This is a genomic window from Streptomyces sp. HUAS TT11, from assembly GCF_051553595.1.
In the GTDB taxonomy this organism is placed as follows: Bacteria; Actinomycetota; Actinomycetes; order Streptomycetales; family Streptomycetaceae; genus Streptomyces.
The window spans coordinates 9,552,660-9,577,435 of the sequence record NZ_CP196184.1 but is presented as its reverse complement, the minus strand read 5'-3'; the positions used below and the strand labels follow the sequence as shown (position 1 = coordinate 9,577,435).

At 67.4% G+C, this 24,776-nt stretch carries 21 protein-coding genes; 13 read left to right on the top strand and 8 right to left on the bottom strand.

The window, feature by feature from the left end; genetic code table 11:
* Positions 1–292: 292 nt before the first annotated feature.
* Together ACSHXN_RS43030 and ACSHXN_RS43025 are read right to left on the bottom strand one after the other, a co-directional pair.
* The gene (locus ACSHXN_RS43030; protein ID WP_438306369.1) at positions 293–1,126 is read right to left on the bottom strand and encodes an oxidoreductase; all 834 of its coding nucleotides are present in this window, start codon (positions 1,124–1,126) and stop codon (positions 293–295) included.
* A gap of 45 nt (positions 1,127–1,171) precedes the next feature.
* A complete protein-coding gene (locus ACSHXN_RS43025; RefSeq protein ID WP_356296333.1) occupies positions 1,172–1,987 on the bottom strand; it encodes an SDR family oxidoreductase in 816 nt (271 codons plus the stop codon).
* Positions 1,988–2,183: 196 nt separating this feature from the next.
* Between ACSHXN_RS43025 and ACSHXN_RS43020 the strand changes: the two genes are divergently transcribed.
* From ACSHXN_RS43020 to ACSHXN_RS43005, 4 genes are all read left to right on the top strand, one after another.
* A complete protein-coding gene (locus tag ACSHXN_RS43020; protein WP_438306368.1) occupies positions 2,184–3,188 on the top strand; it encodes an AraC family transcriptional regulator ligand-binding domain-containing protein in 1,005 nt (334 codons plus the stop codon).
* A gap of 75 nt (positions 3,189–3,263) precedes the next feature.
* Positions 3,264–4,196: a hypothetical protein gene (locus tag ACSHXN_RS43015; RefSeq protein WP_355141651.1), complete on the top strand. Its 933-nt coding sequence runs from the start codon at positions 3,264–3,266 to the stop codon at positions 4,194–4,196.
* 276 nt (positions 4,197–4,472) lie between these two features.
* Positions 4,473–4,841 carry a helix-turn-helix domain-containing protein gene (locus ACSHXN_RS43010; protein WP_059128439.1) on the top strand — a complete coding sequence of 123 codons (369 nt, stop codon included), beginning with the start codon at positions 4,473–4,475 and terminating at the stop codon, positions 4,839–4,841.
* A gap of 136 nt (positions 4,842–4,977) precedes the next feature.
* Positions 4,978–5,376 (top strand): hypothetical protein, encoded by a 399-nt coding sequence (locus ACSHXN_RS43005; protein WP_438306367.1) that lies wholly within the window; start codon positions 4,978–4,980, stop codon positions 5,374–5,376.
* Between the two features lie 217 nt (positions 5,377–5,593).
* On the opposite strand, the gene ACSHXN_RS43000 is transcribed toward ACSHXN_RS43005, so the two are convergent.
* Positions 5,594–6,490, bottom strand: coding sequence for a LysR family transcriptional regulator (locus tag ACSHXN_RS43000; protein WP_356297017.1), 897 nt, complete (start codon positions 6,488–6,490; stop codon positions 5,594–5,596).
* Positions 6,491–6,812: 322 nt separating this feature from the next.
* On the opposite strand from ACSHXN_RS43000, the gene ACSHXN_RS42995 reads away from it, so the two are divergent.
* Both ACSHXN_RS42995 and ACSHXN_RS42990 read left to right on the top strand, forming a co-directional pair.
* Positions 6,813–7,580 carry an SDR family NAD(P)-dependent oxidoreductase gene (locus ACSHXN_RS42995; RefSeq protein WP_438306366.1) on the top strand — a complete coding sequence of 256 codons (768 nt, stop codon included), beginning with the start codon at positions 6,813–6,815 and terminating at the stop codon, positions 7,578–7,580.
* Positions 7,581–7,991: 411 nt separating this feature from the next.
* Positions 7,992–8,390: a hypothetical protein gene (locus ACSHXN_RS42990; protein WP_438306365.1), complete on the top strand. Its 399-nt coding sequence runs from the start codon at positions 7,992–7,994 to the stop codon at positions 8,388–8,390.
* Between the two features lie 179 nt (positions 8,391–8,569).
* Here ACSHXN_RS42990 and ACSHXN_RS42985 read toward each other — a convergent pair whose 3' ends face one another.
* Positions 8,570–8,914: an ArsR/SmtB family transcription factor gene (locus ACSHXN_RS42985; RefSeq protein ID WP_356297022.1), complete on the bottom strand. Its 345-nt coding sequence runs from the start codon at positions 8,912–8,914 to the stop codon at positions 8,570–8,572.
* 296 nt (positions 8,915–9,210) lie between these two features.
* On the opposite strand from ACSHXN_RS42985, the gene ACSHXN_RS42980 reads away from it, so the two are divergent.
* The 6 genes from ACSHXN_RS42980 to ACSHXN_RS42955 all read left to right on the top strand — a co-directional run bounded on the left by ACSHXN_RS42980 (position 9,211) and on the right by ACSHXN_RS42955 (position 15,064).
* On the top strand, positions 9,211–9,951 hold the full coding sequence (locus ACSHXN_RS42980; protein ID WP_355141432.1) for an SDR family NAD(P)-dependent oxidoreductase: 741 nt from the start codon (positions 9,211–9,213) through the stop codon (positions 9,949–9,951).
* A 151-nt stretch (positions 9,952–10,102) separates the two neighbouring features.
* Positions 10,103–11,323 carry an NAD(P) transhydrogenase subunit alpha gene (locus ACSHXN_RS42975; RefSeq protein ID WP_438306364.1) on the top strand — a complete coding sequence of 407 codons (1,221 nt, stop codon included), beginning with the start codon at positions 10,103–10,105 and terminating at the stop codon, positions 11,321–11,323.
* 2 nt (positions 11,324–11,325) lie between these two features.
* Positions 11,326–11,646, top strand: a complete 321-nt coding sequence (locus ACSHXN_RS42970; RefSeq protein WP_355141436.1) for an NAD(P) transhydrogenase subunit alpha — start codon at positions 11,326–11,328, stop codon at positions 11,644–11,646.
* A complete protein-coding gene (locus ACSHXN_RS42965) occupies positions 11,639–13,039 on the top strand; it encodes an NAD(P)(+) transhydrogenase (Re/Si-specific) subunit beta (protein ID WP_359460984.1) in 1,401 nt (466 codons plus the stop codon). The genes ACSHXN_RS42970 and ACSHXN_RS42965 overlap by 8 nt, the downstream gene beginning before the upstream one ends.
* Positions 13,040–13,426: 387 nt before the next feature.
* Entirely contained in the window at positions 13,427–13,810 is a 384-nt protein-coding gene (locus tag ACSHXN_RS42960; RefSeq protein WP_438306363.1) for an ATP-binding protein, read from the top strand.
* A gap of 243 nt (positions 13,811–14,053) precedes the next feature.
* On the top strand, positions 14,054–15,064 hold the full coding sequence (locus ACSHXN_RS42955) for a PP2C family protein-serine/threonine phosphatase (protein ID WP_355141442.1): 1,011 nt from the start codon (positions 14,054–14,056) through the stop codon (positions 15,062–15,064).
* A gap of 532 nt (positions 15,065–15,596) precedes the next feature.
* Here the strand turns inward: ACSHXN_RS42955 and ACSHXN_RS42950 are convergent.
* Positions 15,597–16,472, bottom strand: coding sequence for a sigma-70 family RNA polymerase sigma factor (locus ACSHXN_RS42950; RefSeq protein WP_355141444.1), 876 nt, complete (start codon positions 16,470–16,472; stop codon positions 15,597–15,599).
* A gap of 86 nt (positions 16,473–16,558) precedes the next feature.
* Between ACSHXN_RS42950 and ACSHXN_RS42945 the strand changes: the two genes are divergently transcribed.
* The gene (locus ACSHXN_RS42945; RefSeq protein ID WP_355141446.1) at positions 16,559–17,017 is read left to right on the top strand and encodes a carboxymuconolactone decarboxylase family protein; all 459 of its coding nucleotides are present in this window, start codon (positions 16,559–16,561) and stop codon (positions 17,015–17,017) included.
* Between the two features lie 378 nt (positions 17,018–17,395).
* On the opposite strand, the gene ACSHXN_RS42940 is transcribed toward ACSHXN_RS42945, so the two are convergent.
* The 3 genes from ACSHXN_RS42940 to ACSHXN_RS42930 all read right to left on the bottom strand — a co-directional run bounded on the left by ACSHXN_RS42940 (position 17,396) and on the right by ACSHXN_RS42930 (position 24,739).
* Positions 17,396–20,707: a glycosyl hydrolase family 95 catalytic domain-containing protein gene (locus ACSHXN_RS42940; RefSeq protein ID WP_355141448.1), complete on the bottom strand. Its 3,312-nt coding sequence runs from the start codon at positions 20,705–20,707 to the stop codon at positions 17,396–17,398.
* Positions 20,708–20,720: 13 nt separating this feature from the next.
* Complete coding sequence (locus ACSHXN_RS42935) at positions 20,721–23,270, bottom strand: discoidin domain-containing protein (protein WP_438306362.1); 2,550 nt, start codon at positions 23,268–23,270, stop codon at positions 20,721–20,723.
* Positions 23,271–23,470: 200 nt separating this feature from the next.
* Entirely contained in the window at positions 23,471–24,739 is a 1,269-nt protein-coding gene (locus ACSHXN_RS42930) for an ROK family transcriptional regulator (RefSeq protein WP_355141452.1), read from the bottom strand.
* Between the last annotated feature and the right edge of the window lie 37 nt (positions 24,740–24,776).

Below are 24,776 nucleotides of genomic sequence, written 5' to 3'. Positions count from 1 at the left end.
CGCCGGGAGAGGTCTCTCCCCCCCGGCGGCCAGGACGCTCGGACGCGCTGAAGCCGTTCGTCATGCTCATCGGCCCATCCATCGGCCACACGCACGAGGACACGCACCGGGGACGACTGATGGCCTGGCGCCACAAGGGAGGCGGCCCTCGGCGCTGTGTCAGGCGCGATGCAGCCCCCGGTGGACAATCTCCTGGCTACGCGCCTCATCAGCCATCGGGGGCAACGACATCGCCCGGCGGTCGCCACGTCCACGCCACTGGCGGCCCGCGGCGTGGGACCGCTCCCGGGGATCAGCGGGGAAGGCCCATGGATCGGGACATCAGGGCGTCGAAGGCGCGGTCGGGCAGGAAGCGCCGCAAGCCGATGAGCGGGCGGGCGCTGAAGCCGGTGGCGTAGCGGGTCTTGGGCCGGCGGGCTGTGACGGCCTTGCCGATGGCGTCGGCGATGACGGTGGGCGGGGACATGCGCTTGGTCATGGTCTCGGAGCGCATCGAAGCGGCGACGGCCTCGGCCTGCTCGCAGTAGGCGCCCCCGGCGGAGGACTTCTCCAGATGGTCGGCGGCGATGCCGGCCCACTCGGTGCGGATGCCGCCGGGTTCGACGACGACGACGTCGATACCGAAGGGCTTGACCTCCATGCGCAGGCAGTCGCTGAGGGCTTCCAGCGCGAACTTGGTGCCGTGGTACCAGCCGCCCAGCGGGGTGTAGATCTTCCCGCCCATCGAGGTGACGTTGACGATCGTCCCGCTGCGCCGGGCACGCATGTGCGGCAGGACGATCTGGGTCAGGCGGACGGCACCGAAGACGTTGACGTCAAACTGGCGGCGGGCCTCGTCCTGCGAGACGTCCTCCAGGGCGCCGTACGAGCCGTATCCGGCGTTGTTGACCAGGACGTCGATGCGGCCGGTCTCGGCGACGATGCGGTCGACTCCGGTCTGCAGGGAGTCGTCGTCGGTGACGTCCATCGCCAGCGGACGCACGCCGTGTCCGGCGAGCTTGTGCAGGCGGTCGGTGCGGCGGGCTGCTCCGTAGACGGTGTAGCCGAGGCCGATCAGTTTGAGGGCGGTCGCTTCGCCGATGCCGGAGGAGGCGCCGGTCACGAGGGCGGTCTTGGTGGTGGACATGGGGGTCCTCATCGTCTGGCGGGGTGGGGTCCGGTCGGTCCGGGCTCAGATCCCGAACTGGGCCTTGATGCCGCCGATGAAGGTGGCGTCGTCGGCAGCGGCGCGGTGGGCGATCAGATCGGCTGCGGACGTGCCTGCCGGGTAGCGCAGCTGGTCGGTGCCGTCGGTTGCTGCTCGGTAGATGGTCTCGGCGATGACTTCGGGTGCGTCGCCGCCGACGGCCAGCTGCGCCTGCCCTGCGAGGACCGCTTCGACGAGCTTCTGGTACTCGGCGAGGGTCTCGTCGTTGGTGAAGTCGAAGGAGCGTCCGCCGAAGTCGGTGTCGACGATGCCCGGCTCGACGAGCTTGACGGTCACGCCGATCGCGGCGAGTTCGTAGTGCAGGGCCTCGCTCAGTCCTTCGACGGCGAACTTGGTGCCGTGGTAGAGGGTGCCGAGCGGGAAGGTGACCTTGCCGCCGATGGAGGAGATGTTGATGACGGTGCCGCTGCCGTTCACACGGAGGTGCGGCAGGACGGCCTTGGTCGTCTCCAGCAGGCCCATGACGTTCACGTCGAACTGCCGGCGGACCTTCTCCATCGGGATCGCCTCCAGCAGACCGTAGGCGCCGTATCCCGCGTTGTTGAGCAGCACGTCGATCCGGCCGAAGCGCTCCAGGCCGGCGTCGACGGCCGAGGTGATCGAGGCGGAGTCCTGCACGTCGAGCCGGGTGACGAGCACGTTGTCCAGCTCGGTGAGCTCGGTCTCCCGCTCGGGGCTGCGCATCGTGGCGATCACGTTCCAGCCCTGCTCGTGGAAGAGCTCCGCGGTCGCCCGACCGATGCCGCTCGAGCTGCCGGTGATGAGGATGGTCCTGGTCATGGTCGTCTCCGATCCTTCTTCGTGTCCACCGCTGCGGTGGTTCGTGGCTTCCACGCTAGGCGGAGAATCACGACAAAGAACTAGCGGAAGACGCCTGCCTTCTTGCCGTTCACGCCATCCGGAGGTGGCGTCTTCTGCGTACTGATTGGCGCACACGGCATCCACGCCCTGGTGTGCGGGGATCTAGTCTGAGGGCATGGCATCGAAGGAGTTGTTCACTCTGGACCCGGGGACCCGTGCGCTCCTGCACGACCTCGGGATCTCCGCCGCCCGCGTGCTGCGGCGAGCACAGCTCCCGGCCGGCCTCTTCGCCCATGGCGCGGTCACGATGACGCCCGAGGAGTACTACCGGTTCTGGGAGGCGCTGGACGCCGAGGCCGCGGATCGGGACCTGGCCGTGAGGATCGGACGGGCCCTGTCCGCCGAGGCGTTCAATCCGCCGATCTTCGCGGCGCTGTGCAGCGCGGACCTGCGGACCGCGGCCGAGCGCATCGCCACGTTCAAACCGCTCATCGGCCCCGTCAACCTCGACATCACCTCCGACCGCACCGGGCTGACCGTCACGGTCCACTGGCCCCAGGGCCCGCCGCCTCCGGCGCTCCTTGTCACCGCCGAGCTCGCGTTCTGGGTCGCACTGGCACGCATCGGCACGCGGCGCGAGGTGAACCCGACCCGTGTCGCCATGCGCCGCGCCCCGAAGCCCTCAGCCGAGACAACCTCATACTTCGGCACGCAGATCCGCGAGGGCCAGGCCGACGCCGTCACCTTCTCCGCCGAGGACGCCTCGCTGCCCTTCCTCACCGAGGACGAGTCCATGTGGGACTTCTTCGCGCCGGAACTGCGCCGACGCCTGTCCGAGGTCGAAGCGTTTACCACCACAGCCGACCGGGTGCGTGCCGCGCTCCACGAACGTCTGCCCGCTGGCGAGAGCTCCATCCACACCATGGCCGCCCAGCTCATGCTCAGCCCCCGCACGCTCCAGCGACAGCTACAGGCAGAGGGCACGAGCTACCAGGCCGTCCTCAGCGATACCAGGGAGAAGCTAGCCCGCCGCTACCTCGCGGACCGGTCCCTGCCCACCTCCCAGGTCGCCTACCTCCTCGCCTACGACGACACCAACTCCTTCTACCGGGCCTTCCGCCGCTGGACCGGACTCACCCCGGAGGCCGCGCGCAACGGCACCGACCTCACCACCACCTGACCGGTGTACCGACCCCCGCCCCCGGACGGCCAATCGTGCCATCGGGGCCCCCAAGCAGCCGTCTACGCTCTCGGCATGCAGCGCAGCGATGTCACGCGGGACGACGGCACATGGGTGGGCCTGTCGCTGGACATACAGGACCGCCACCAGCCGGGGCTGTGCGTGTTCAGTGCGGGGCCGCGGCTCCTGATCTCCCGACTGTCGCGGCCCGTGCTGCTCGCCGTTGTCGACGAGCACCTCCAGGGCGTGGACTTCTGGCGCACCCACGAGTACCGCTCCTTCGTCCCGCCGTTGCGCGCCGAGGCGGGGCGGGCCCTGGCAGGCAGCCCGCAACGGTGGGCTCACCGCTTTGCGCAGTACCTCATCGGCTCACCGGACAGCCCGCTGCACGACGGCCGGTGGCTGCTCTCGTGCGAAAGTCCGCTCCAGCGCTGGCGCCACGCCGACACCTCGCATGCCGAGTACTGGAGCTCGATGATCGTCGACGGCCATCCGGACGGATTCATCGACTGGTTCGTCCACTCCGGTTCGTGGGAGGTCCTTGCGCTGCGGCCGATGCCCGATGCCGACGACAGCAGGGTCAAGGCGTACCGCAAGCAGGCCCGTGAAGGAACGCTCCCACCCGTCCTGTTGTGGTGGGTCAGTGGCCTGGACTGCCATCTGATCCTGGACGGCCACGCGCGCCTCGCCGCAGCGATCGCCGAATCCGTCGAGCCCCCGCTACTGCAGTTGCACCGCACGGTGCCGCACGACGACCTGACCGCACGCATCAATGAGGCCGTGGGCTTCTACCAGGACGAATTGGCACGCTTCGCCGAACTGCGCGCGGTCCACGGCCCCACCGTTCCAGACGGCGCCGCCACCGCCGGCCCACAACTCGTCCGCCTCCTCCATGACCTGAACACCGCAGAGCAGCCGACCTGGGCCTGGCCCCTGCCCGGCGGGGAGAGCCAGTGGCGCCACCTCGCACGCGAAGTCACAGCCGGCCAGGACTGGCCCCACATCTGAGTCCTGCCCAATCCCTCCCGCCAACCGCTACGTACCGCCGTACCACCAGGGGGCGCCCACCGAGATGAAGGACCGCCCGGTGGGCATGCGGGCGCCCGGGAGCGCACGCGGGCGTGCAGGACGGCGGCGGCCGAGCGGCGGCCCACGCCGACGGGGCGCCGGACCCACCCCGCTCGGGCAGTGCGCCCCAGGGGCGCGGGCTCGTACAGAACTGCCCGGCGGCGGGGCCGTTAGACTCATTGACAAGCGGCCGGTCGAGGGCGGGAAGAACCAGCGGTGCCCAACACACTGCAGGAACTGATCAAAAGCAAGCTGGACCAAAAAGGGTGGTCCTACAGCGATGTAGCACGCCGTGGCGGGATCTCCCGCTCCACGGTCCACCACCTGGCGACGTCCGCACGGCTGGCGCAGATGCCCCAGCAGGCCACCCTGGAAGGCCTGGCCCGAGGCCTGGGCGTGCCGGTGGCGCCGATCCAGCGGGCCGCGGCCGAAGCCGCCGGCGTCCACGTCTACTTCGAGAACGCACCCGAGATCGCCGACCCCGAAGTGGAAATCCTCATCGCCAGCGTCCACAAACTCAGCCCCACCGACCGCCGGCACGTCGCCGTACTCGTCGAATCCCTGCTACGCGCCGACGAATCCTGACTCCCCATTACCGTCTTTGCACCCGGCAACGGGGCTGCCGACCTTCGGAGTTGGCGATTGCCTCGCCCAGGGCCTGTTTCGAAAGTGATCTCTGTGGGGCCCGCCGTTCAGGGACGCGTGCGGGAGAATGTGGGCGGTGGAGGGGAAGTACAGGCTGCAGCGCCAGACAAGTCGGTGGGCACGGTTTGCCCAGGTCACTGTCCACATAACCGTGGCTGGCGAGCCAGACGTCAGGATGGGCGCCGATGTGTTCGGATGGCGCGGCCGGTCCTATGGCACCGCGGTGTGCGCCAGCCGCGCCGGTGATGAACGGATCCAGGCAGAGGCGCGGGAAGGCGCCTGGTACGCGCTCGTGCAACTTCCCGAATCGGCCCGTGAAGTGCTTGTTTCCGTCGTCGAGATCGTCACGGCGCCGGCAGACACCGGGCCTGGTGACGTGAAGTTCGCTGCAGCACACTCGGTCTGGCAAGCCGTCGGCCGGGATCCGGATCAGCATCCGTGGATCGGCGATGACGGGAATCCCGTCTTCCCGTAGCGCCTTGGGGCCTTTCCCGCGCCCATGCTGCACGAAGGTGGCGGACGGCGACAGGCGCTCCGCAGCAGGCGCCCTTGACGGCTCGGCACACGGAGGGAATCGGCGCACGATGCGGCAGCGTCACAGCGCCGGTCGACCTTGTGCAGGCGCACCCGTGGGTCGTGCACGCGGACGATTCGCGCGTGACGGGCCGGGGCCCACCTGGCACGCGGGCCGGTCAGTCATCCGGAGTGGGGAGTGCGGCGATGAAGCTGGCCAGGTCGCGGCGCCGGGAATGGGTAGGCCACGCAGCCCAGGTACGGCGCACCAGGGGGTGTTTGTGCAAAGGCTTCCAGACGACGTTGGCTGGGAGCGGATGGGGCCAGTTGGGCGGGGCCAGCGCGAACGCCTTCTCAGTGGTGACCGCGGTGAGTTTGACCGCTGCGATCAACGCCTGGTCTTGCGGTGGCTCCGGCCCGAGGTCGAGGCCGAAGCTGCGCAGCACCGAGGACACCTCGTCATACCATGCGGGGCTTCCTGAGCGGGGAAAGCCCACCCACTCCAGTCCGTGGAGGGTCTCCAGGCGCACCCCGTCCTCGTCCGCCAGCTCCGCCGCCACACTCGCCGCCAGCAGCACACCCAGCTTCTCCGTGACGACCAGCATGGCATCGAGGTCCGGGTCCGCGGGGCGCTCCCTGAGGAGGCCGATGTCCAGTTCCCCTGCGCGCAGCGCGTCCAGCTGCGCTGCTGATGACAGGTGGCGGGCCTGCACCCGGGTCTCGGGACATGCGGCTGCCACCTGTTCCATCGCCGATCCGAACAGATCCGCCGGGAGTTCGAGGGGGATGCCGACCCGTAGGGTCCCACAGCCTGGACTCGTGAAGCCGGCCATCGTCCGCAACGCTTGATCATGCCGAGCGATCAGGGCACGGGCCTCGGCCAGGAGGGCTCCGCCCTCCTCCGTGGTCCGTACGCCGGTGTTGGTACGGATCAGCAGCTTCAATCCCAATTGCCGCTCCAGGCTGCTCACGGTCTGGGAGAGCGCCGACTGGCTCACGTGCAGTCGGCGTGCTGCGGCGGACATGCCGTGCTCTTCGACGACGGCAATGAAGGCTCGAAGCTCCCGCAGTTCCATCTCTCCATATCAGCACACGGAGTGCCGCCGGGTCATCCGCCCGGCAGAAGCCGTACTGATCGCCGCATCCAGCAGAACTCATGGTCTGTGCCGCGGGCCGAAGGATTCCGTGGCGATTTTCTGCAGGGCATCGGGATTCGTGTGCAAGGGGTGAGGTCCGAGGATTCCGGTGATGGCGGCCATCACTTTATGTAATGGCCGGCCCGGAATGACGGCCCGCACTGCGTTGCTGTCGAACTCGCCATCGCACGGGTGATGGCAGTTCGGCCGGGTACCGTGACCGGTATTCAGCCGGCATTGATCGAAATTATCGCAAGGAGCAATGATGGGTCTGTTGGACGGAAAGGTCGCACTGATCACCGGCGGAACTTCCGGAATCGGCCGTGTCGCCGCGGTCCTGTTTGCGCAGGAGGGTGCGAAGGTTGCCTTCACCGGCCGACGTGAGGGAGCCGGAAAGGAGGTCGTCGACGAGATCACGAAGAACGGTGGCGAAGCACTGTTCATCAAGGCCGACGCCACCGACGTCGGTGGCGCCGCTGCTGTGGTGGAGCATGTCGTAGACCGTTTCGGCCGACTCGACGTGGCCTTCAACAACGCCGGTACCGCAGCCGTCGGCCCGATCACGGACGTGGATGAGGCCGCATGGCATCACTTGGCGGACGGAAATCTGAAGGGCTCCTTCTTCCACCTTCAGGCCGAGGTCGCTCAGATGAAGCGGCAGGGCCACGGTGGGGCCATCGTCTTCAACGGGTCGGTGTTCGCGGAGCTGGGCACGCCCGGCATCTCCGTCTACAGCGCCACAAAGGGCGGTGTCGCGGCCTTGGCTCGCGCGGCGGCGGTCGAACTCGGCCCTGACGCCATCCGGGTCAATACGATCAACCCGACGATCATCCGCACTCCGTTGACGCAGAGCGGGATCACCAAGAACAACGACGGCTCGGAGTATCACCCCCATGGTGAGAAGATCCCGCTCGGCCGTATCGGAGAGGCCGAGGAGGTCGCGCAGGTGGCACTGTTCCTGCTGTCGGACCGGGCCTCGTTCGTCACCGGCCAGTCCGTGATGGTCGACGGCGGCCAGAGCGTGAACTGACCACGGTGCGACGGCATCCGTGATCGCCGGCCCTGAGGGGGGCGGAACCGCTGCCCTTGGGGCTTTGGCGACTCTTCGTCGCGGACACCGGCGGACGTCTCGGTGCCGTGTACCGCCGGCCGCGAGTCCACATCGTCCCGACCGCTCCCCCGTTCCCGCCTTCCGGCACTTGGCACATTCACAGCAGCGATACCCGGACAGAACGCGATTGCCATGCATCTCCGAACGGACGCCTCGTGCTGCGCCACGATCGACGACTCCTGCCTGCGGCCTGAGGCTCGCGCGCCCGAGGAGATGGGCCCTGCTCCGGTCGATCCCCTTTCCAGGTCGGCGGGCGAGCAGGCGGGACGTTCCCGCGGCCTACGAGCGGAGTGGGACCGATACCGGGCGCACGTGTCCAGGCTGTGCACCGTGCTGGATGAGGCTGCGCGATCCGCTACCACGGCTCGCAGGGCGTGGAGCAGTCAGAGCTGGGCGGCCCTGGTCGAACAGCACGACATGCTGATTCGCCGCTTGGGTGACTGGCCGGCTCTTGAAGTATGGAATGCCGACCTTGTCGTGGCTCTCCGGGCTGCCGAGTCCCAACTGGCCCGACTTCTGTCTGCCCGGCTCACTTCGCACCCGACCCTGGCCGCAGCTGACGAACGGATGTGGATGACACTGATCGCCGAGAATATCCGGCGGCTGAGTCAAGCGCTGACCGTGCTGACTGCCGGCGAGCCGGCGGAGGGCTCAGGGGACCGCGAACATCGGCGAGCTGATCGGCCCGCGGCCGCCCGCACAGCCGTCCAGCGACCCGAGGAACTGTGACTCGCCCCTGGTGAGGATCGCCGGCCGCCCCGTTCGGTCCCGTCGGGATGAGGCGCTCGGAGGCGATGCCTGGGCGGTCGCACCGCGACCGCCCACCCGCGCGGTGTGCAGGCGCAGGGGCGTGCCGGTCAGCCCCTGCGGTACAGCTGCACACTGGGCACGCTCCGTGCAGGGGATCCCTAACGGCGACGTGCCTCGGCCGGGGACGGTTCTGCCGCCTGCGCACGCACCAGACCGAGCAGGCCGGGAAAACGATTCTCCAGTTCGCGACGCCGGAGCGTCACCTTGCGGCTGTTTCCGTAATCGATCTGCCTTATCAGGCCGGCCTCGCGCAGCACGCGGAAATGGTGCGTCAGGGTCGACTTCGACACCCTCAGGCCGAACGAGGCACAGGTGCGTTCCACGAAATCCGGCTCCGCGCACAGTTGCTCGACCACGCGGCGGCGGTGCGGGTCTGCCAGCGCGGCGAATATGGACCCGATGTCCATCTCACGAATCGAGGGATGGCCTTCGATGTCGGGCACGGCGGCTTCCTTCCGTATGCAGATTCCAGCGTACTCGAAGAGGGGACTGCCAGGAATGGCCGAACTCCCGGATCCCGACGTGAAGACGGTCTGATGAGCGGGGGCGTGCGGGTTTGCTTATGGCGGCCAGCAGCTTATTAGGCCGCTGGAAGGAATTCCCAGTTCAGGGGGGTACTCGTCGAATTTTCGCCGCATCGGGGGCTATTTGCTTGGACGAGGGAAACGACTCACATTGGTAAGGCAGTTCTCGTACCTAGCAAGCGCGAGGACATTCGTACTCGCCGAAAGGTTTTCCCATGCAGTTCGACAATCAGACCGCTCTTGTCACCGGCAGCACCTCCGGCATCGGCCGCGAGACCGCGATACTACTGGCCGAGCGGGGAGCGTTCGTCATCGTCTCCGGCCGCAACGCCGCCAAGGGCGCGGAAACGGTCGCCGCGATCGAGGCCGCCGGCGGAAAGGCGGCGTTCGTCGCCGCCGATCTCAGCGATCTGGGTTCGGTGCGCCGTCTTGCCGAGGAGGCCGGGGATGTGGACGTCCTGGTGAACAACGCCGGCTCTTATCCGTTCGCCCCCACTCTCGAGCAAGGCCTGGACACGTTCGACGCCCTGCTGGAGACCAACGTGCGCGGCACGTTCTTCCTCACTCAGGCGCTGGTGGCCAAGATGGCCGCCAAGGGCGGCGGAAGCGTCGTCAGTGTCACCACGATCGCCGGCCTGAGCGGTCTCGGGGGCACGGCCGTCTACGGCGCCTCCAAGGCCGCCGTGGATTCCTTCACACGTACCTGGGCCGTCGAGTTCGGTGGCCGTGGGGTCCGGTTCAACGCTGTGGCACCGGGCCACACGAGGACCGACAACGTGGTCGACATGATCGGCGAGGACGATTTCGAGGCCCTGGGGGCCAGGGTGCCCTTGGCCCGTCTCGCTTCGGCGCGCGAGATCGCCGAAGCAATAGCCTTCCTCGCCTCGCCGGACGCCAGCTATGTCACAGGCGTCACGCTGCCGGTCGACGGCGGTTTCATGTCCCTGGGCGTGTGACCCGCGCGGCCCCGGCCGCACGCCGCAGCGGACCGCCTGAGCGGGCGGTCCGCTGCCCCACCCGGCGACCACCGTCGCCCGCTGCCCCCTGCCTCTCCCACCATCAGCCATGCGCCGGTTCCGCACCGGCGGCGTGAAAGGAATGACGCAGATGCACATCGGCGTCCCCCGAGAAGTCGTCCCAGGAGAGACCCGGGTCGCCCTCACCCCCAACGAAGTCCGCTCTTTGACCGCGGAAGGTCACCAGATCGTCGTCGAGCACGGCGCCGGCGACCGGGCGGGCCATCCCGACAACGAGTATCTCGACGCGGGCGCCCTGTCCGGTGACCGGGCCAACGCGTTCAACGCCGATATCGTGCTGCAAGTGCACCTCGCCGGTGCCGGCAACCGCGCATTCGACTCCGACTTCGACTTCGATCAGGACCTGAAGCGGACGCGGCGCTCGGCGGTACTGGTCGGGCTCGCCAACCCGCTCAGCCATCCCGAACCCGTCCGCCGCCTGGCTGAGCACGGCGTCACGACGTTCTCCCTGGACCTTCTGCCGCGCATCACCCGCGCCCAGGCCATGGACGTACTGTCCTCGCAGTCCTCCATTGCCGGCTACCGCGCGGCCCTGATCGCGGCCGAGCGGGTCGACAAACTGCTGCCGATGATGACCACCGCCGCCGGCAGCATCGCCCCGGCACGTGTCCTCGTTCTCGGCGCGGGCGTGGCCGGGCTGCAGTCCATCGCCACGGCGCGAAGGCTGGGAGCCGTCGTCCACGCCTACGACATCCGTGCCGCGGCGCGCGAGCAAGTCGAAAGCGTCGGAGGCATTTTCGTCGACCTGCCCCTCGACACCTCAACCGCCGAAGGGAGCGGCGGCTATGCCCAGGCGCAGCAGGAGGAGTTCTACGCCCGGCAGCGCGAGGTGCTCGGCAACGAAGTCGCCGCCGCCGACGTCGTCATCGCCACTGCGCAGGTCCCCGGGAGACCAGCACCGGTACTCATCACCGAGGACATGGTGCGTGCGATGCGCCCCGGATCCGTCCTCGTCGACGCTGCGGCCGCGCAGGGCGGCAACTGCGCCCTGTCCGTAGCCGACGAGACGATCGAACGCTTCGGCGTGTCGATCATCGCACCGACCAATCTGCCGGCAGGCGCCGCCGCCCATGCCAGCCGCCTGTACGCGCGCAACATCGCCAACTTCACCCGCCACCTGCTCGGCGACGACGGCCCTCGGCTCACCGTGGACGACCCGATCATCCGCGACACCCTCCTGACCAGGGACGGGCAGGTCGTCCACGCCGGGCTGCGCACCCTGCTCGGCGTGGATGTCCCCGACGCGCCCGCAACGGGCGCCTTGCACACCGTCACGGCAGAAAGAAACTGATCATGCCAACAGCCATTGAATCCGGCCTGTACGTCCTGGTCCTGGGATCCGTGGTCGGCCTGGAAGTCATCCGGCGCGTTCCCGCTCTCCTGCACACCCCTTTGATGGCCCTGACCAACGCCATCGCCGGTATCTCACTGGTCGGCAGCCTGCTGCTGGCCGGCTCCCATCGAGGTCCCCTCATCACCACGCTCGGCACCGTCGCCGTCGCCGCATCCAGCATCAACGTCGTCGGTGGATTCCTCATCACCAACCGCATGCTGCGCATGTTCCGGCCGAGTAAGCCGGCCCACGCAGCACGAAAGGCCAAGGCCGATGCGTGACATCGTCATCCCCCTGCTGTACCTCGCCTCCGGCACCCTCTTCATCCTCGGTCTGCGCGGCATCACTCACCCCCGCAGCGCCCGCCGGGGACTGCTGCTCACGGTGGTCGGCATGGCAGCGGCCGTCGTCGGCACACTGATCCAACAGGAGATCGTCGACTTCCGGTGGATTCTGGCGGCCGCCGTCATCGGCTCCGTCATCGGCGGCGCCATGGCCAAGTACATGCCGATGACCGCTATGCCCGAACGCATCGCCCTCTCTCACGCCTTCGGCGCGCTGGCGGCCGCACTCGTCGGCACCGCCGAGTACTACGAGCACGCCGCGCAGCTGAGCACCTTCATCGCGGCCGCGCTCATGTGCGAGGTCCTGCTGGGATGCGTGACCTTCACCGGCAGCCTGATGGCGTTTGGGAAACTGAAGGGCATCCTTCCGGGCCGTCCGACGGTTTTCCCCGGCCAACAGCTGGTGAACCTGACCCTGTTCACCGTGGCGGTCCTCGCCGCCGTCTGGCTGGTGATCACTCCGTCGGCCGACGCACGCTTCCCTGTGCTGATCGCCGCCTCCGCACTGTTCGGAATCCTGCTCGTGGTACCCATCGGCGGCGCCGACATGCCCACCGTCATCTCACTGCTGAACTCCTACGCCGGACTCTCCGGCGCAGCCATGGGACTCGTCCTCGACAACAAGGCCCTGATCATCGCGGGCGCACTCGACGGTGCCTCCGGCTTCCTGCTGTCCATCATGATGAGCCGCGCCATGAACCGGTCGTTCCGCAACGTGCTGTTCGGTGCGTTCGGCCAGGTCGACACCACAACATCCGCCACGCCAGGCGAGGCCCAGGACCGTCCCGTGCACAGTGCCGGCCCCGACGAGGCCGCCATGCTCCTTCAATCGGCCAGGGACGTCATCATCGTTCCCGGCTACGGGCTCGCCGTCGCCCAGGCCCAGCACCGCATCAAGGAAGTCGCCGAGATCCTGGAAAGCGGTGGTGCACGAGTCCGGTACGCCATCCACCCGGTCGCCGGGCGCATGCCCGGGCACATGAACGTCCTGCTCGCCGAGGCCGACGTTCCCTACGACCGGATCGTGGACATGGAGGACATCAACGGTGACTTCGCGCAGGCCGATATCGCCCTGGTCGTCGGAGCCAACGATGTCACCAACCCAGCCGCCCGCACCCGTGAGGACAGCCCCATCTACGGCATGCCCGTCCTCGACGTCGCCTCGGCCCGCACCGTCATGGTCATCAAGCGAGGGATGAGCGCCGGTTTCGCCGGCGTCGACAACGAACTCTATTACCTCGACAAGACCCTCATGCTGTTCGGAGACGCAAAGAACGTCGCCTCCAGCCTCGTCCGGGAGCTGGAGAGCGTGAGCACCCAGAAAGCCTGACCGGTACAAGGCACGCGGCGCCGCCCGAGGATCCCGTTCGACGACGAGCCCCTCGAGCGGCGCCGATACACACACGAAGGCGCGCGACAGCGTGCCCGGATCGCCGTCGCACATCACAATGCGGCGGCCAGACACGGCGCCCGCAGCTGCGCTTATACCGGATTCCGCGAACTCATATGGCCGGCGGGTGCCGAACACCCAGACTGCTTGTTTACATGAGATATAGAACCAGGCAAGGTGATCTGCGGCCGCGAGGCCCAGGTCGAACAGGCAGGGAAAGCCATGCTTGACCCGTGTACGAGCAGCTTCTGCTCACCCCAGCGGGAAGCTGCGGTGCCCGGCCGACGGCCGCACACCCAGGAAGACACCGAAGTCGGACAGCTGGTGATGGCAGCTGACGTCCGGCTGGTCCCCAAGGCCAGGGAATTCGCGGTGGACCAGCTGCTACGCCTTGGCGGACGACGGGAGCTGGTGGACGACGTACGCGTCATCGTCGACGAGCTGGTCGCCAACGCTGTCGTCCACAGCGGGACCGACAGCATCACACTGACGGTCCTCAGCGAGTGGCCATGGTTTGTGATCATTGTTGCCGACTTCGGGGTGTGGCACGTGCATCCCGAAGTCGCGTCGCGCACCATGGCCGAAACCGGCCGCGGTCTCGACGTCGTGGCCGCACTGTCCACCTCCAGCGGCGTCTGCACCAAACCGTCCGGGACGTGCGTGTGGGCGAGCGTCTCCAACAGCAACTGCCGAGTCGGAACCGTTTCCTGACTTCACAGCACTCGGCGCCTCGCGGGGGACAACGCCCAGACGGCAGCCGAGAGGAATGCGGGACAACCGGCAGCATATTGCCGCGCGCAGCAACCTTGACGATCGGAGCACGATGTGACAACTGCGACCCCCTTCACGGCCGTGGCTGCAAGGCTCAGGTCCTGGTGTCGGCTGCGGCCGGAGTCGAATCCACTCATCTGGGCTTGCCTGTTGACCGCCGCTGTTCCGGTCGTTGATGCGTTTGTGCCCCCGCATATCCATATCGCGCACCTGTTTGTCGTGGGCGTCGCCGTCACCGCTGCCCGCGCTGGGCCTCGCGTCACCGCGCTGGTCGGCGGGCTGGCCGTGCTCGCGCTCGTGGCCGCCGGTGCGGAACGCGAGACCCTGACCACCGAAAGCGTCCTCGTCGAACTGGCAAGCCTGGCAGCGCTGAGCGCCCTGCTGGTGCTCTTCGCCCACTTGCGGGAACGGCGCACAGCTGAGCTACGCCGGGCGCACACGGTCTGCGACGCGGCGCAGCGGGTCGTGCTGCGACCGCTCCCGCAGAGAGTCGGGCCGGTGTCCTTCGCCTTGGAGTACCGCAGTGCGGAGGCCGACACATCCATCGGCGGCGATCTGTACGCAGCAGCCCGCACCGACGACTCCACCCGGCTGATCATCGGCGATGTCCGCGGCAAAGGCCTCGCCGCGATCAGCGACACAGCGACCGTGCTGGGCGCCTTCCGCGCCGCAGCCCCCCGCAACCTCGCGCTGCCGGAACTGGCAGCGTACGTGGACGACGCCGTCCGCTGGGGCTTCGCCGAATTCTCCCAAGGTGAGGAAGACGCCTCCGAACGTTTCGTGACCGCCGTGATGGTGGACATCCCAGACGACAGGCCGGTGATCCATGTGATCAGCTGCGGACATCCACCACCGCTGCTGCTGCGCGAAGCCGGCGCCACCGCACTACGGGTGCCCGAGCCGGCACCGCCACTCGGCTTGGGCATGGTCCCGAACGGCGCGTACGTGCCGACGACCTTCCCGTTCCATACCGCGGACCGGCTCGTGCTCTACACCGACGGCTTCACCGAAGCCCGCAACGCGCGGGGTGTCTTCTACCCACTGGCCGAACGTGTCGTGAGATGGGCCGACCTGCCGTCCAAACCCCTGGTCCACAGGATCGCCGCCGACGTACGGGAGTACGCGGACGGTCAGGCCCACGACGACATGGCCATGATCATCGCGCAGCGAGACCGGCCCCCGGTCGCCACCTGAACGAAGCAGGCGGACTGGCTGCAGCTGTCTGAGCATGTATCACCGGGCTCCGCCGCCTGATCAGGTCTGAGCCGCAGATCAGGCCGCGGTGACATCAACACCCTTGGGGCTCGGTCCCGGACTCCCGGTCGAGACACCACCTTGTTGATCAAGCAGGCCCATCGCACGGCCGCAGTCTTCTCCGGTCGGCCGCACGACCACGGACTCGACACGGCGCGGCGCCGACGGCCGTGCCAAGAGGTCCGGTTCCGCATCAGTCACCGACAACTGCCCGTGCAGCAGGACGCGGTGGAAAGGCAGCAGCTACCCCCTCGACGGGCATTGACGCCCCCCATCACCGTCCAAGCAGCCCTGCAACAGGGCCACCGACCTTCAAAGTTGGCATAGCCACCCCTCCCGGCCGAGTGCATCGCCTGGAGGGTGGTGTCACGGGCTCCGGAGGCACTGAGGTTCTCTCAGAGGCAAAGTGCAACGTCTCTGTGGGAACAGGCGTGGACCACTTCGAGTAGGCGCGTCCTTCGCAGGTAGACAGTCACACCGGGTCCGGCAGGTCCATGAGCGCGAGTGCGGCCGGGTCGGCGACGGCGGTGATCTCGGTGATGTGGCCGTCGGCGACAGTGAAGGCCAGAAGGGAAAGCGGGGTGCCATCCTCGCTCCAGGAGATGACGCCGGGGCGGCCGTTGACGGTCGCCGCATGTCCCCGTGCCGCGCTGCCGGCCACTTGCGCGCGGGCGGCGACTTCGGTGGCCCCGAGCGTGACGAACGTGCCGTTCGGGGTGTGGACGGTGAACTTCACTTCCGGGTGGAGAACCTGCAGCAGCTGCTCGAACCGACCGTCGCGGGCCGCGGCCAGGAAGGCTTGCGCCACCTCGCGTTGCTGCCGTCCGGCGCCCGTCGGCTGCCGGGCGACTTGTACCTTCCTGCGGGCGCGGCTGGCGAGCATTTTGGTCGCAGCGGCAGATTTGCCGAGAACGGTGCCGATCTCTGCGAAGGGCACGGCGAACACGTCGTGCAGCACGAACGCCAGCCGTTCGTCAGGGCGTAGCGAGTCGAGGACCGTGACTAGCGCGAGGCCGACGGAGTCCCCGATTGCCACGAGGTCTTCCGGAGCGGGAGCGTCGTCGAGCGTCACAGTGAATTCGGACAGCTGGTCGTCGAGGGAGACCTCTGGGCGCGTCCGGCCCGACCGCAGGACATCGAGGCTGATACGGCCGACCACGGTGGTCAGCCAGCCGCCGAGGTTGTAGATGGTGTCGGTGTCCTGGCGGGACAGACGCAGCCACGCTTCTTGGACCACGTCTTCCGCGTCGGCATGTGATCCGAGCATGCCGTAGGCGACGGCGTGGAGCCGGTCACGGTGGGACTCGAAGGCTTCGGCGATCGGGTCCGCGGGATGGGTGCCGGCCATGTTGTTACCTCCCTGGAAGCTGCTCCGTCATAGGGATGACGCGCACAGGCGCGACAACGTAACCCGCTGAAGGAGAGCACTCCCACATGGAGAACCGACTCAAGAACAAGAAAACGAACAACCCCGATGTGTGGACCGCGATACAGCACCTCCAGAAGGCGATCGCCGCCGGGGGCGTCGACCCGAAGCTCCTCGCCCTGGTCCACCTGCGCGTAAGCCAGATCAACAGCTGCTCGGCGTGCGTCTACGCCAGTGTCGCCGGGGGGAGGGAGGCCGGTGACACCGACGAGCGGCTGCACAATGTAGCGGCGTGGCGTGAGGCCCCGTTCTATACCGCCGCAGAGCGCGCGGCACTGGCGCTGGCGGAGGCCGCCACCCGGCTCCAGGACAGTGCGCATGGCGTCACCGACGAGATCTGGGAAGAGGCCAACGCCCACTTCAGCGAGGAGCAGATCGGCGCGATCAACCTGGAGATCGCGCTGACCAACTTCTTCAACCGGATCAACCGCACCATCAAAGAACCGGCCGGCAAGACCTGGAGCTGAGCGCAGCGTGGCTCTTACCCGGGCTTCGCCAGCGAAATGACCTCTGGGTGGGCCATGAGGCCGGGCAGGCGTGAGGCCCCTGGTAGGACCGGTCTGCCGAGATCAGGCCCGCTCCAATCAGAGGCTTCACGTTGGTCACCCATGCCGCCGCGCTCGACGTCCCACACCACGTCGTGGAGTTCCTCGCCCGGTTGCCGGCCGCACACCGGCGCGAGATCGGCGCCCTCGCCCGGCGAAGAGGAGGTCGCTCTGCGCCGAGCAAGGGTGGAGGTAGAGCTGTTGACGCCGAACCAGCAGGCCAGGTCACGAGCTTGTAATGGGGCGTTTGTGCGCAGTGGGCCTACTTCGACGTCTCACCGCCTACCGGGCACGAATTCGTCAGCCGTAGACCTGCATCTCGTAGAGCGAATAGCCCCACTGGCCTGACAGCCGGCTGCCCTGCATACGGAGGTATCTCGCTTGGCCGCTGATCGGGATCTTCTCGCTGCCGCCCGTCGAGTTGGGCTGGCTGTAGAGGTCGTGCCAGGTGGAGCCGTCGGTGGAGCCCTGGATCTTATAGGACTTCGCGTACGACGCCTCCCACAACAGGTCCACCTCGGAGAGACTGTAGGTGCTGCCGAGGTCGACCTGGATCCAGTTGTTCGGGTCCTGGCTGGCGCTCCAGCGGGTGCCGAGATCGCCGTCGAAAGCCTTGGCGGCGGACTGATCGGTGCTGGACTGTGAGGAGGCGGTCGCGGGCTTGCCCTGGGCCAGATTGGCCTTCGGAGCGTTCATCGTGAGGTTCACGGTGACGGTTTCGCCCGCCTTGAGCGGCAGAACGCGGGCAATGGCGCCCAGGGGTGAGCTCTGGACACTGACTCCGTCACCGGTGATCGACGAGATGCCCGATCGTTGGATCAGTGTCAGGTTCTGGTCGCTCTTGGAGGTGAGCGTCACCCTCGCGGTGTGGGCCGTGGTGTCCCAGGCCAGGTTGTCGATGGTGAACTGGCTCTTTCCGAGCATCCCGGAGATGGATCCCTTGTCCAGGCCCTTCGGCAGGGCCGGCAGCAGTTCCAGGGTGCCGGGTCCGGTGGAGGCGAGCATCTCCATCATCACCGTGGGGACGGAGTTGACGACGTCGGTGGCGAAGGTGTTGTGGTTGTTGTAGTGGGAGGTGGCCATGCTGTTGTAGTAGTAGCCGTCCTTGGCGAACCGCAGCAGTTTGGCGCCGACGGAGTCCGCTTGATTGAGGTCGGCGGCGATGAGCGCACCGTGCAGGAGTCCGTGGCCGGCGTTCTCGTAGTTGCCCTGGTCCTTCTTCTGCAGGAAGACCTGGGCGGCCTTGTACTGGGCGAGGTTGGTCTCCGGCGTGATCTCGCGGTACGGCCAGACCGGCATGAGGCCGCTGGAGTGGCGGTGCTGGTAGTTGTTCTTGTTCTGCAGGTCGGGCCAGGCCCACTCGGCCAGCGCGCCGTCGTTGTTGATGAGGTAGGGCGGCAGGTGGTCGAGTTTCTCCTGCCAGACCGGGATCTTGGCGGCGTCGCGGCCGAGGAGCTTGGCTGTCTGGATGAGCGTGGTGAGGGCGAACCTGGCGCCCGAGATGTCGTAGACGGAGTTGACCGACAGTGGCGTTCCGCCGGGCGGGGTGTTCTCCGGTGAGATGGAGCCGGCGAAGATGTAGTTGCCGTTGCCGTCCTTCTTGACGAGGAAGTCCTCGTAGAAGTCGCCCATGTCGCGGATCAGCGGATAGTACTTGTCGGCGAGGAACGTCTTGTCCCCGGTGGTCTCGTAGTACTCCCAGAACGGGTACAGCAGCCAGGATTCCCCGCCGGTGACGTACTGGTAGGGGTAGTCGTAGTTGATGTTGGAGATCAGGCCCTCGGCGTTGGGGGTGTTCCCACCGGTCAGCATGCCGCGGGTGCCGAGGAGCTTCTTCGCGTTGGTCTCGAAGTCCTTCTGCCACTGCTGGTTGAGCCAGAAATAGCCTGCCATGGCCTCCGGCATGTTGCCGATGTTGCCGCTGGAGATCTGCAGGTTGAGGTTGGCGTCCAGGTGGTAGTAGCCGTCCCAGCCGACGTTGCTGTCACCGGTCCAGTTGCCGAGCAGGTCGGGTGCGGCCGTCTCGTTGCTGGAGCCGAGCAGGTGGTAGCGGCCGGCGTAGAACATCCGCTCGTAGAGAGCGGGAACGGGCGTCGAGGAGGACTTCTGCTCGGCGAGCAACTGCTCGGTTGACTTGGCGCGGTCCGCCGGAGTGGCGCCGAAGTCCAGAGAGACCCGGTTGAAGATCGCGCTGTGCTTGGCGACGTGCCGGTTGAGCAGCGTCTGGTAGTTGGTGCTCAGTCCGGCGAGCTTCTGCTGGAGCAGGTTCTTGTTCCACTCCTGCTCGGCGGGGACGCCGCCGTTGTAAGTGCCGTTGTAGCGCTGGGTCAGTGAAAGGAGCAGGACGTAGCTGGCGTTGGAGACGGTGACCTGGCCGTTGCTGAGCGTCTTTGTGCCGTCGGTGACGATGCGGGTGGCGCCCTCGTAGCCGGCGTTGTAGCTGCCGTTGGGGTACTTCGCTCGCAGGTTCAGATAGTCGGTGGTGTTGTTGGTGGTGTAAGTGACGCCCTTGTTCAGCAGGTTCATGCCCGGGTCGATGGACAGGCCGAGAGTGACGGTCTCCTTCTGGCCGGGTGGCGCGGCCTGGTACTGGACGGTGGCGCCGTCGGTGCGGGAGACGAACGAGTCGCGTTCCCACGATCCCTTGTCGTCGGTCCAGTTGACCTTCAGCACGCCTGCCGCGTAGTCGGTGGAGCGGACGTAGTTGCTGACCGTGCCGGCGTCGGGCATCTGGAGAGTCATCTTGTAGCCGGGGTGCTTGCTGCCCTCGCCTCCACCCTGGTAGCCCTGCACGTCCGCCGCGAGTTGGTTGGCCTGCTGGTACTGGCCGGCGATCAGCTGGTCGCGGATCTTGTTGACGTTGTCCTGGCTGACGGTGTTGAAGGTGCGGTGCGGACGGGCCTCCGTCCGCGCCATGAAGAAGTCCTTGTCGTCGAAGACGACGGTGTCGTTGCGTGGGTTGCCGAACACGATGACGCCTTGCTTGCCGTTGCCGGCCAGCAGACCGTTCTGCCAGTCGCTGTACGTCGTCGGGTACGTGGTGGACGGTGCCACGGTCGGCGAGCCGACGGCGTCGGTGCCGGCACCGTCCGTTACGGTGCCGTAGACCGCGAACTCCCACAGGGAATAGCCGTACTGGGTAGCGGGCGTGACGCCCTGCATCCGCACATAGCGTGCGTTCTCATTGAGGGCGACGGTCTCGGTGCCACCGTGACCGTCGGTGGTGGAGTAGGCGTCAGTCCAGTGCGTGGAGTCGTCCGACACCTGGATCCTGTATGCCTTCGCGTAGGCCGATTCCCATGTGAGGACGGCGGACGAGACCGCGTATTCGGCGCCGAGGTCGACGTAGATCCAGGCGCTCGGGTCGTTGCTGTGGTCGCTGGACCAGCGCGAGGAACCGATGCCGTCGATGGCGCTCGATGCCAGGTGGTCGCCGTCCTCATAGGAGGCGACGGCCCGGGCACCGGAGTTGCGGGCCAGGTTGACCGGGGTGTCTGCGGCATGCGAGACGGGCGGCGCCCCGAGCGCCGTCACAAGCAGCAGGAAGAAGGTCACGACGACGCCGAGCGGTCGTCTTCCACGGGTGAGGGTTCGTGCAGGTGTGGGTTTCATGGGGGCTCGCTCCTCAGCTGCCGGAGGTGACGCGCAGGGACGAGATCATGTCGTTGCTGCCGCCGGCCGTGAGGTCGGTGGTGTCGCTGCTGTAGGTCCAGGCGGTACCGGAGAAGCCCGCGTCGGCGTAGCCGGTCACGGTGTAGCCGGCGGGGACGCGGAGCGAGGAGATGCTGTCGTTGGCGATGCCCTTGGCCTGAAGTGCGGGCAGGTCGTAGCTTCCGGCGCCGAACGTCGCCGACGGGCCGCCGTATCCGGCGTCGCCGTAGACGGTCACCCCGTCGGCGCCCGAGCCTCCGATGACGGTGCCGTAGATCTCGAACTCCCAGAGGGAGTATCCGTACTGGGTGGCGGGCGTGACGCCCTGCATTCGCACGTAACGTGCGTTCTTGTTGACGCTCACTGTCTCCGTGCCACCCTGTCCGGTGGTCGTGGAGTAGGCGTCGGTCCAGTGTGTGGAGTCGTCGGAGACCTGGATCCTGTAGGCCTTGCCGAACGCGGCCTCCCAGTTGAGCACCGCAGTGGAGACCGCGTACTGGGCGCCGAGGTCGACCTGGATCCAAGCGCTCGGGTCGTTGCTGTGATCGCTGGACCAACGCGAGGAACCGTTGCCGTCGATGGCACTGGAGGCCGGGTGGTCGCCGTCCTGGTAGGAGGCGACAGCCCGGGCGTTGGTGCCCAGCGACAGGTTCACCGGGGTGCCGGCAGGCGGGGCCGGTGGGGTCGGGACGGTCTGGCCGGCCGGTGGCCACAGTGTGAAAGAGTTGCTGCCGCCGTGTGCGGCGGCGAAGGGGCCGGCCATGGTGTCGGTGGTGGCGACCGCCCGGCCGAAGAAGTCGTTCGTCACGTCCGCGGCGATGCTCTGGTCGGCGCGTGGGATGGTGCCGACGCGGGACCGGGTGACCGGGGTGTTTCCGTGGATGCCGGAAGCGTCCAGGTCGAAGCTGAGCTTCATCTGTGTGTTGGTCGCCGTGTACTGGACGTTGGACAGAGCGCCGGTCGCATTGCCCTCCTTGACCTGCGTCTTGTCCGTCGCGTTGTCGGGTAGTACCGAGCCCTGGACGATGTTGTTGTACCAGAAGAACTTCTGCGGTGAGGTAAGCGCCGTTGTCTGGTTCATGGTGCCGGGCTGGAAGTAGTAAGCGTCCCGGCCGCTGCCGTCGTTGTGGATGTTCCCGTTGTTGATGAAGAGGTTGTTGGCGAAGACGACACCGGTCGCGTCCAGCGTGCGGATGTCGCTGTTGCCGATGAAAACGTTGTTGTCGACGAGAATCGGCCCGAAGACCGCCTCGGCGTAATAGCCCCATGGGCTGTTCATCACGATGTTGCCGGTGATGCGGACGTTCTGGTCGCCCCAGTCGGTCCAGATGCCCGCGGAGTTCCCGCCCTTGGAGTTCTTGATGTAGTTGCCCTTGATCAGGCCCTCGTTCATGTAGTGGACCTTGATCGGAGCCGTTTCCGCACCGCTGAACTCGTTGCGGTAGTTGGTATCCTCGATCATGTTGTAGAGGATCTGCGAATGCCACGAGAAGACGCCTGCGATACCTGACTGCCCGCATTTGGCGATGTAGTTGTTGCGGACGATGTGCGAGCCGTATGCGCTGGTGTTGTGGAAGTCCGTACGCGTCGCACCCGGTCGGTTGCCGGCCCATTCGTCGTTGCTGAGGCCGATGTCGATGCCTATGGTGCGGGCATTGATCACGATGTTGTTCTCGATGACCCACTTCAGGCCGCCGTAGACGCTGATCGCGCCGGCCTGCCGCCGCGTCGGACTGTCCGGGAAGTCCGAGTAGGTGTTGGCCGCCTGCTTGATCGTGAAGCCGTTTACGGTGATGTAACCCAGGCCCCAGACGTCGGGGGCGAAGACCTGCCGGCGTACGTTGATCTCGGCCAGGCGTGCATTGGGGTCGGCGCCGTTGAAGTTGGCCCAGATAGTGGTACCGCCGGAGCCGGCCTCGGAGTACCAGGTTCCGGGCGCGTTCTGCACACTGCTCAGCGACGATCTCTCGTAGTACGCAGTCTCGTCGAGGTAGACGTCGCCGGCGGTGTAGCCGGGGAACGTGCCTCCGCCACCGCCCTGCGGCTGCCCGGTGGCATACGGGTTGAAGTCGCCGAAATAGGTGTTGGGCAGGGTGACGCTCCAGACATTGCCGCTGATGCGCGCCCAGGAGTTGACCTCCTCGGAACCCTTCACGGTGACCTCGCCGTCGCCGGCGTTCGTGTACGTGATCCGGTGCGTCTCGTCGGTGCCGCCGCGTGCGGGCTTGACCGTCTCGCGATAGACCCCGGCGTGCACCATCACGATGTCACCGGGCTGCGCCACCTGGGCGGCGTGGTTGATGGTCAGATACGGGGCGGCCTGCGTACCGGGATTGTTGTTGTTGCCGTTCTTGGCGACGTGGATGACGCGGGGGCTGTCGGCCGCGTGCGCCGGCGCCGCCGCCGGCAGGGTGAGCACGGCGAGTGCGATGGCGGCTGCCGCGGCCCACAGTGCCCGCACCGCGGTCGCCAGGTGTGTGCTGTGGTGTCTCCCGGCGCATCCCGGACTCTGACGATGATTCATGGTGCGTCTCATAAGCGGCTCCTACGAGGGGGGAGAGGCGGCGACACGAGAAGTTAGATAATTAATCTATGAAATAAAGGGGCGTCGTTCGTCGCCACGGCTCGCGATGGTCCAGCGGTCGAGCACCGTACCGGCGAGCCGACGTCGCATCAATACATCCGACGAAAGTGGGGGCTGGTACCCCGGAGGTTGACCTCGGGTCAGGCGCGGGAGGCCAGTTGAGGGCCGTGCCCCGGAGCGACCGACCCCTGGAGCACGAGGGCGGCTCCGCCGATCGCCGCCGCGTCTCGCGGATTACTCGACAGATGCACTCGCACGCCGTGTACATCGCGGGTATAGGCCCGCTCGGCGAGTCGCCTCCGGATCTCGCTGACGTAGATCGAACCGGCGACCGCGAAACCCGGCCCGGCGAGCACCAATGTGTCCAGGTCCCACAGGTTGACCAGCGCCACCGCGCCCTCGGCGAGCAGTACCGCCGACTCGTCGAGCAGCGCCCGGGCAGCGTCGTCGCCGTAGATCGCGGCCTGAGCCAGCACATCGAAGGCCCGCCCGTCCGGATCTGTCGGATGGATCCGCAGCCGCTCCGCGAGCCCCGGCACCGCACGCGCACGATCGACCATCACGCGCGGCGCCGCATACATCTCCAGGCAGCCGCGGTTGCCGCACGGGCACGGCTCCCCGTCGCGGATCACCGCAACATGTCCGATCTTTCCCGCGTTGGAGCTGGCGCCGCGGTGCAGTGAGCCGTCGAGCACAAGGCCTGAGCCGATACCGGAGTTCATGTACAGGCACCCGAATGTGCGCTCCCGGGAGACCTGTCGTCCCCAGAACTCGCCGACGGTGGCGGCCGCCGCGTCGCTGTCGACCAACACCGGAACGCCCAGCCGGGCAGCCAGTGCGTCGGTGAGGTCCCGGCCCACCCAAAACGGCAGACCCGGCGGTGCGAGGAAGCCGCCGCGTGCCACATCCACCGGGCCGGGTCCGACCACGGCAAGCCCGGCGACGCTCTGTGACTCCAGGCCCAGCCCCTCCGTTACGTCCCGGTAGAGCACAGCGAGTCGGTCCACCATGTCGTGGGTACCGTCATCGGACCTCGAACTCCCCGCGCCCGCGGACCCGTCCGGGATCGCACCCGGTCCCGCGACCAGCACGCGACCCACCGTGCCGCCGCGGGTGTCGGTCACCACACAGGTCAGCGCGTCGGCTCCGACGTGGATGCCCACACCGTACGCTGCGCGGGAGTTGATGATCAGCATGGTGCGCGGTTTGCCACCGGTCGCGACCGTGTCACCGGTCTCGCGCACGACCCCGTCGTCGATCAGGCGCCGCACGATGTTGGAGATCGTCGGTTGCGTCAGCCCGGTCGCCTTGACCAGTTCCACCCGGCTGATCGGCCCCGACGATCTGATGAGGTCGACGACGAGCGCGCGGCTGCCGGGTCCCGCAGCCGTAGACTCCCGACGGGCCACCCGCGTCCACCTCCTGCTTCGCCGTACGCTGTCGCAC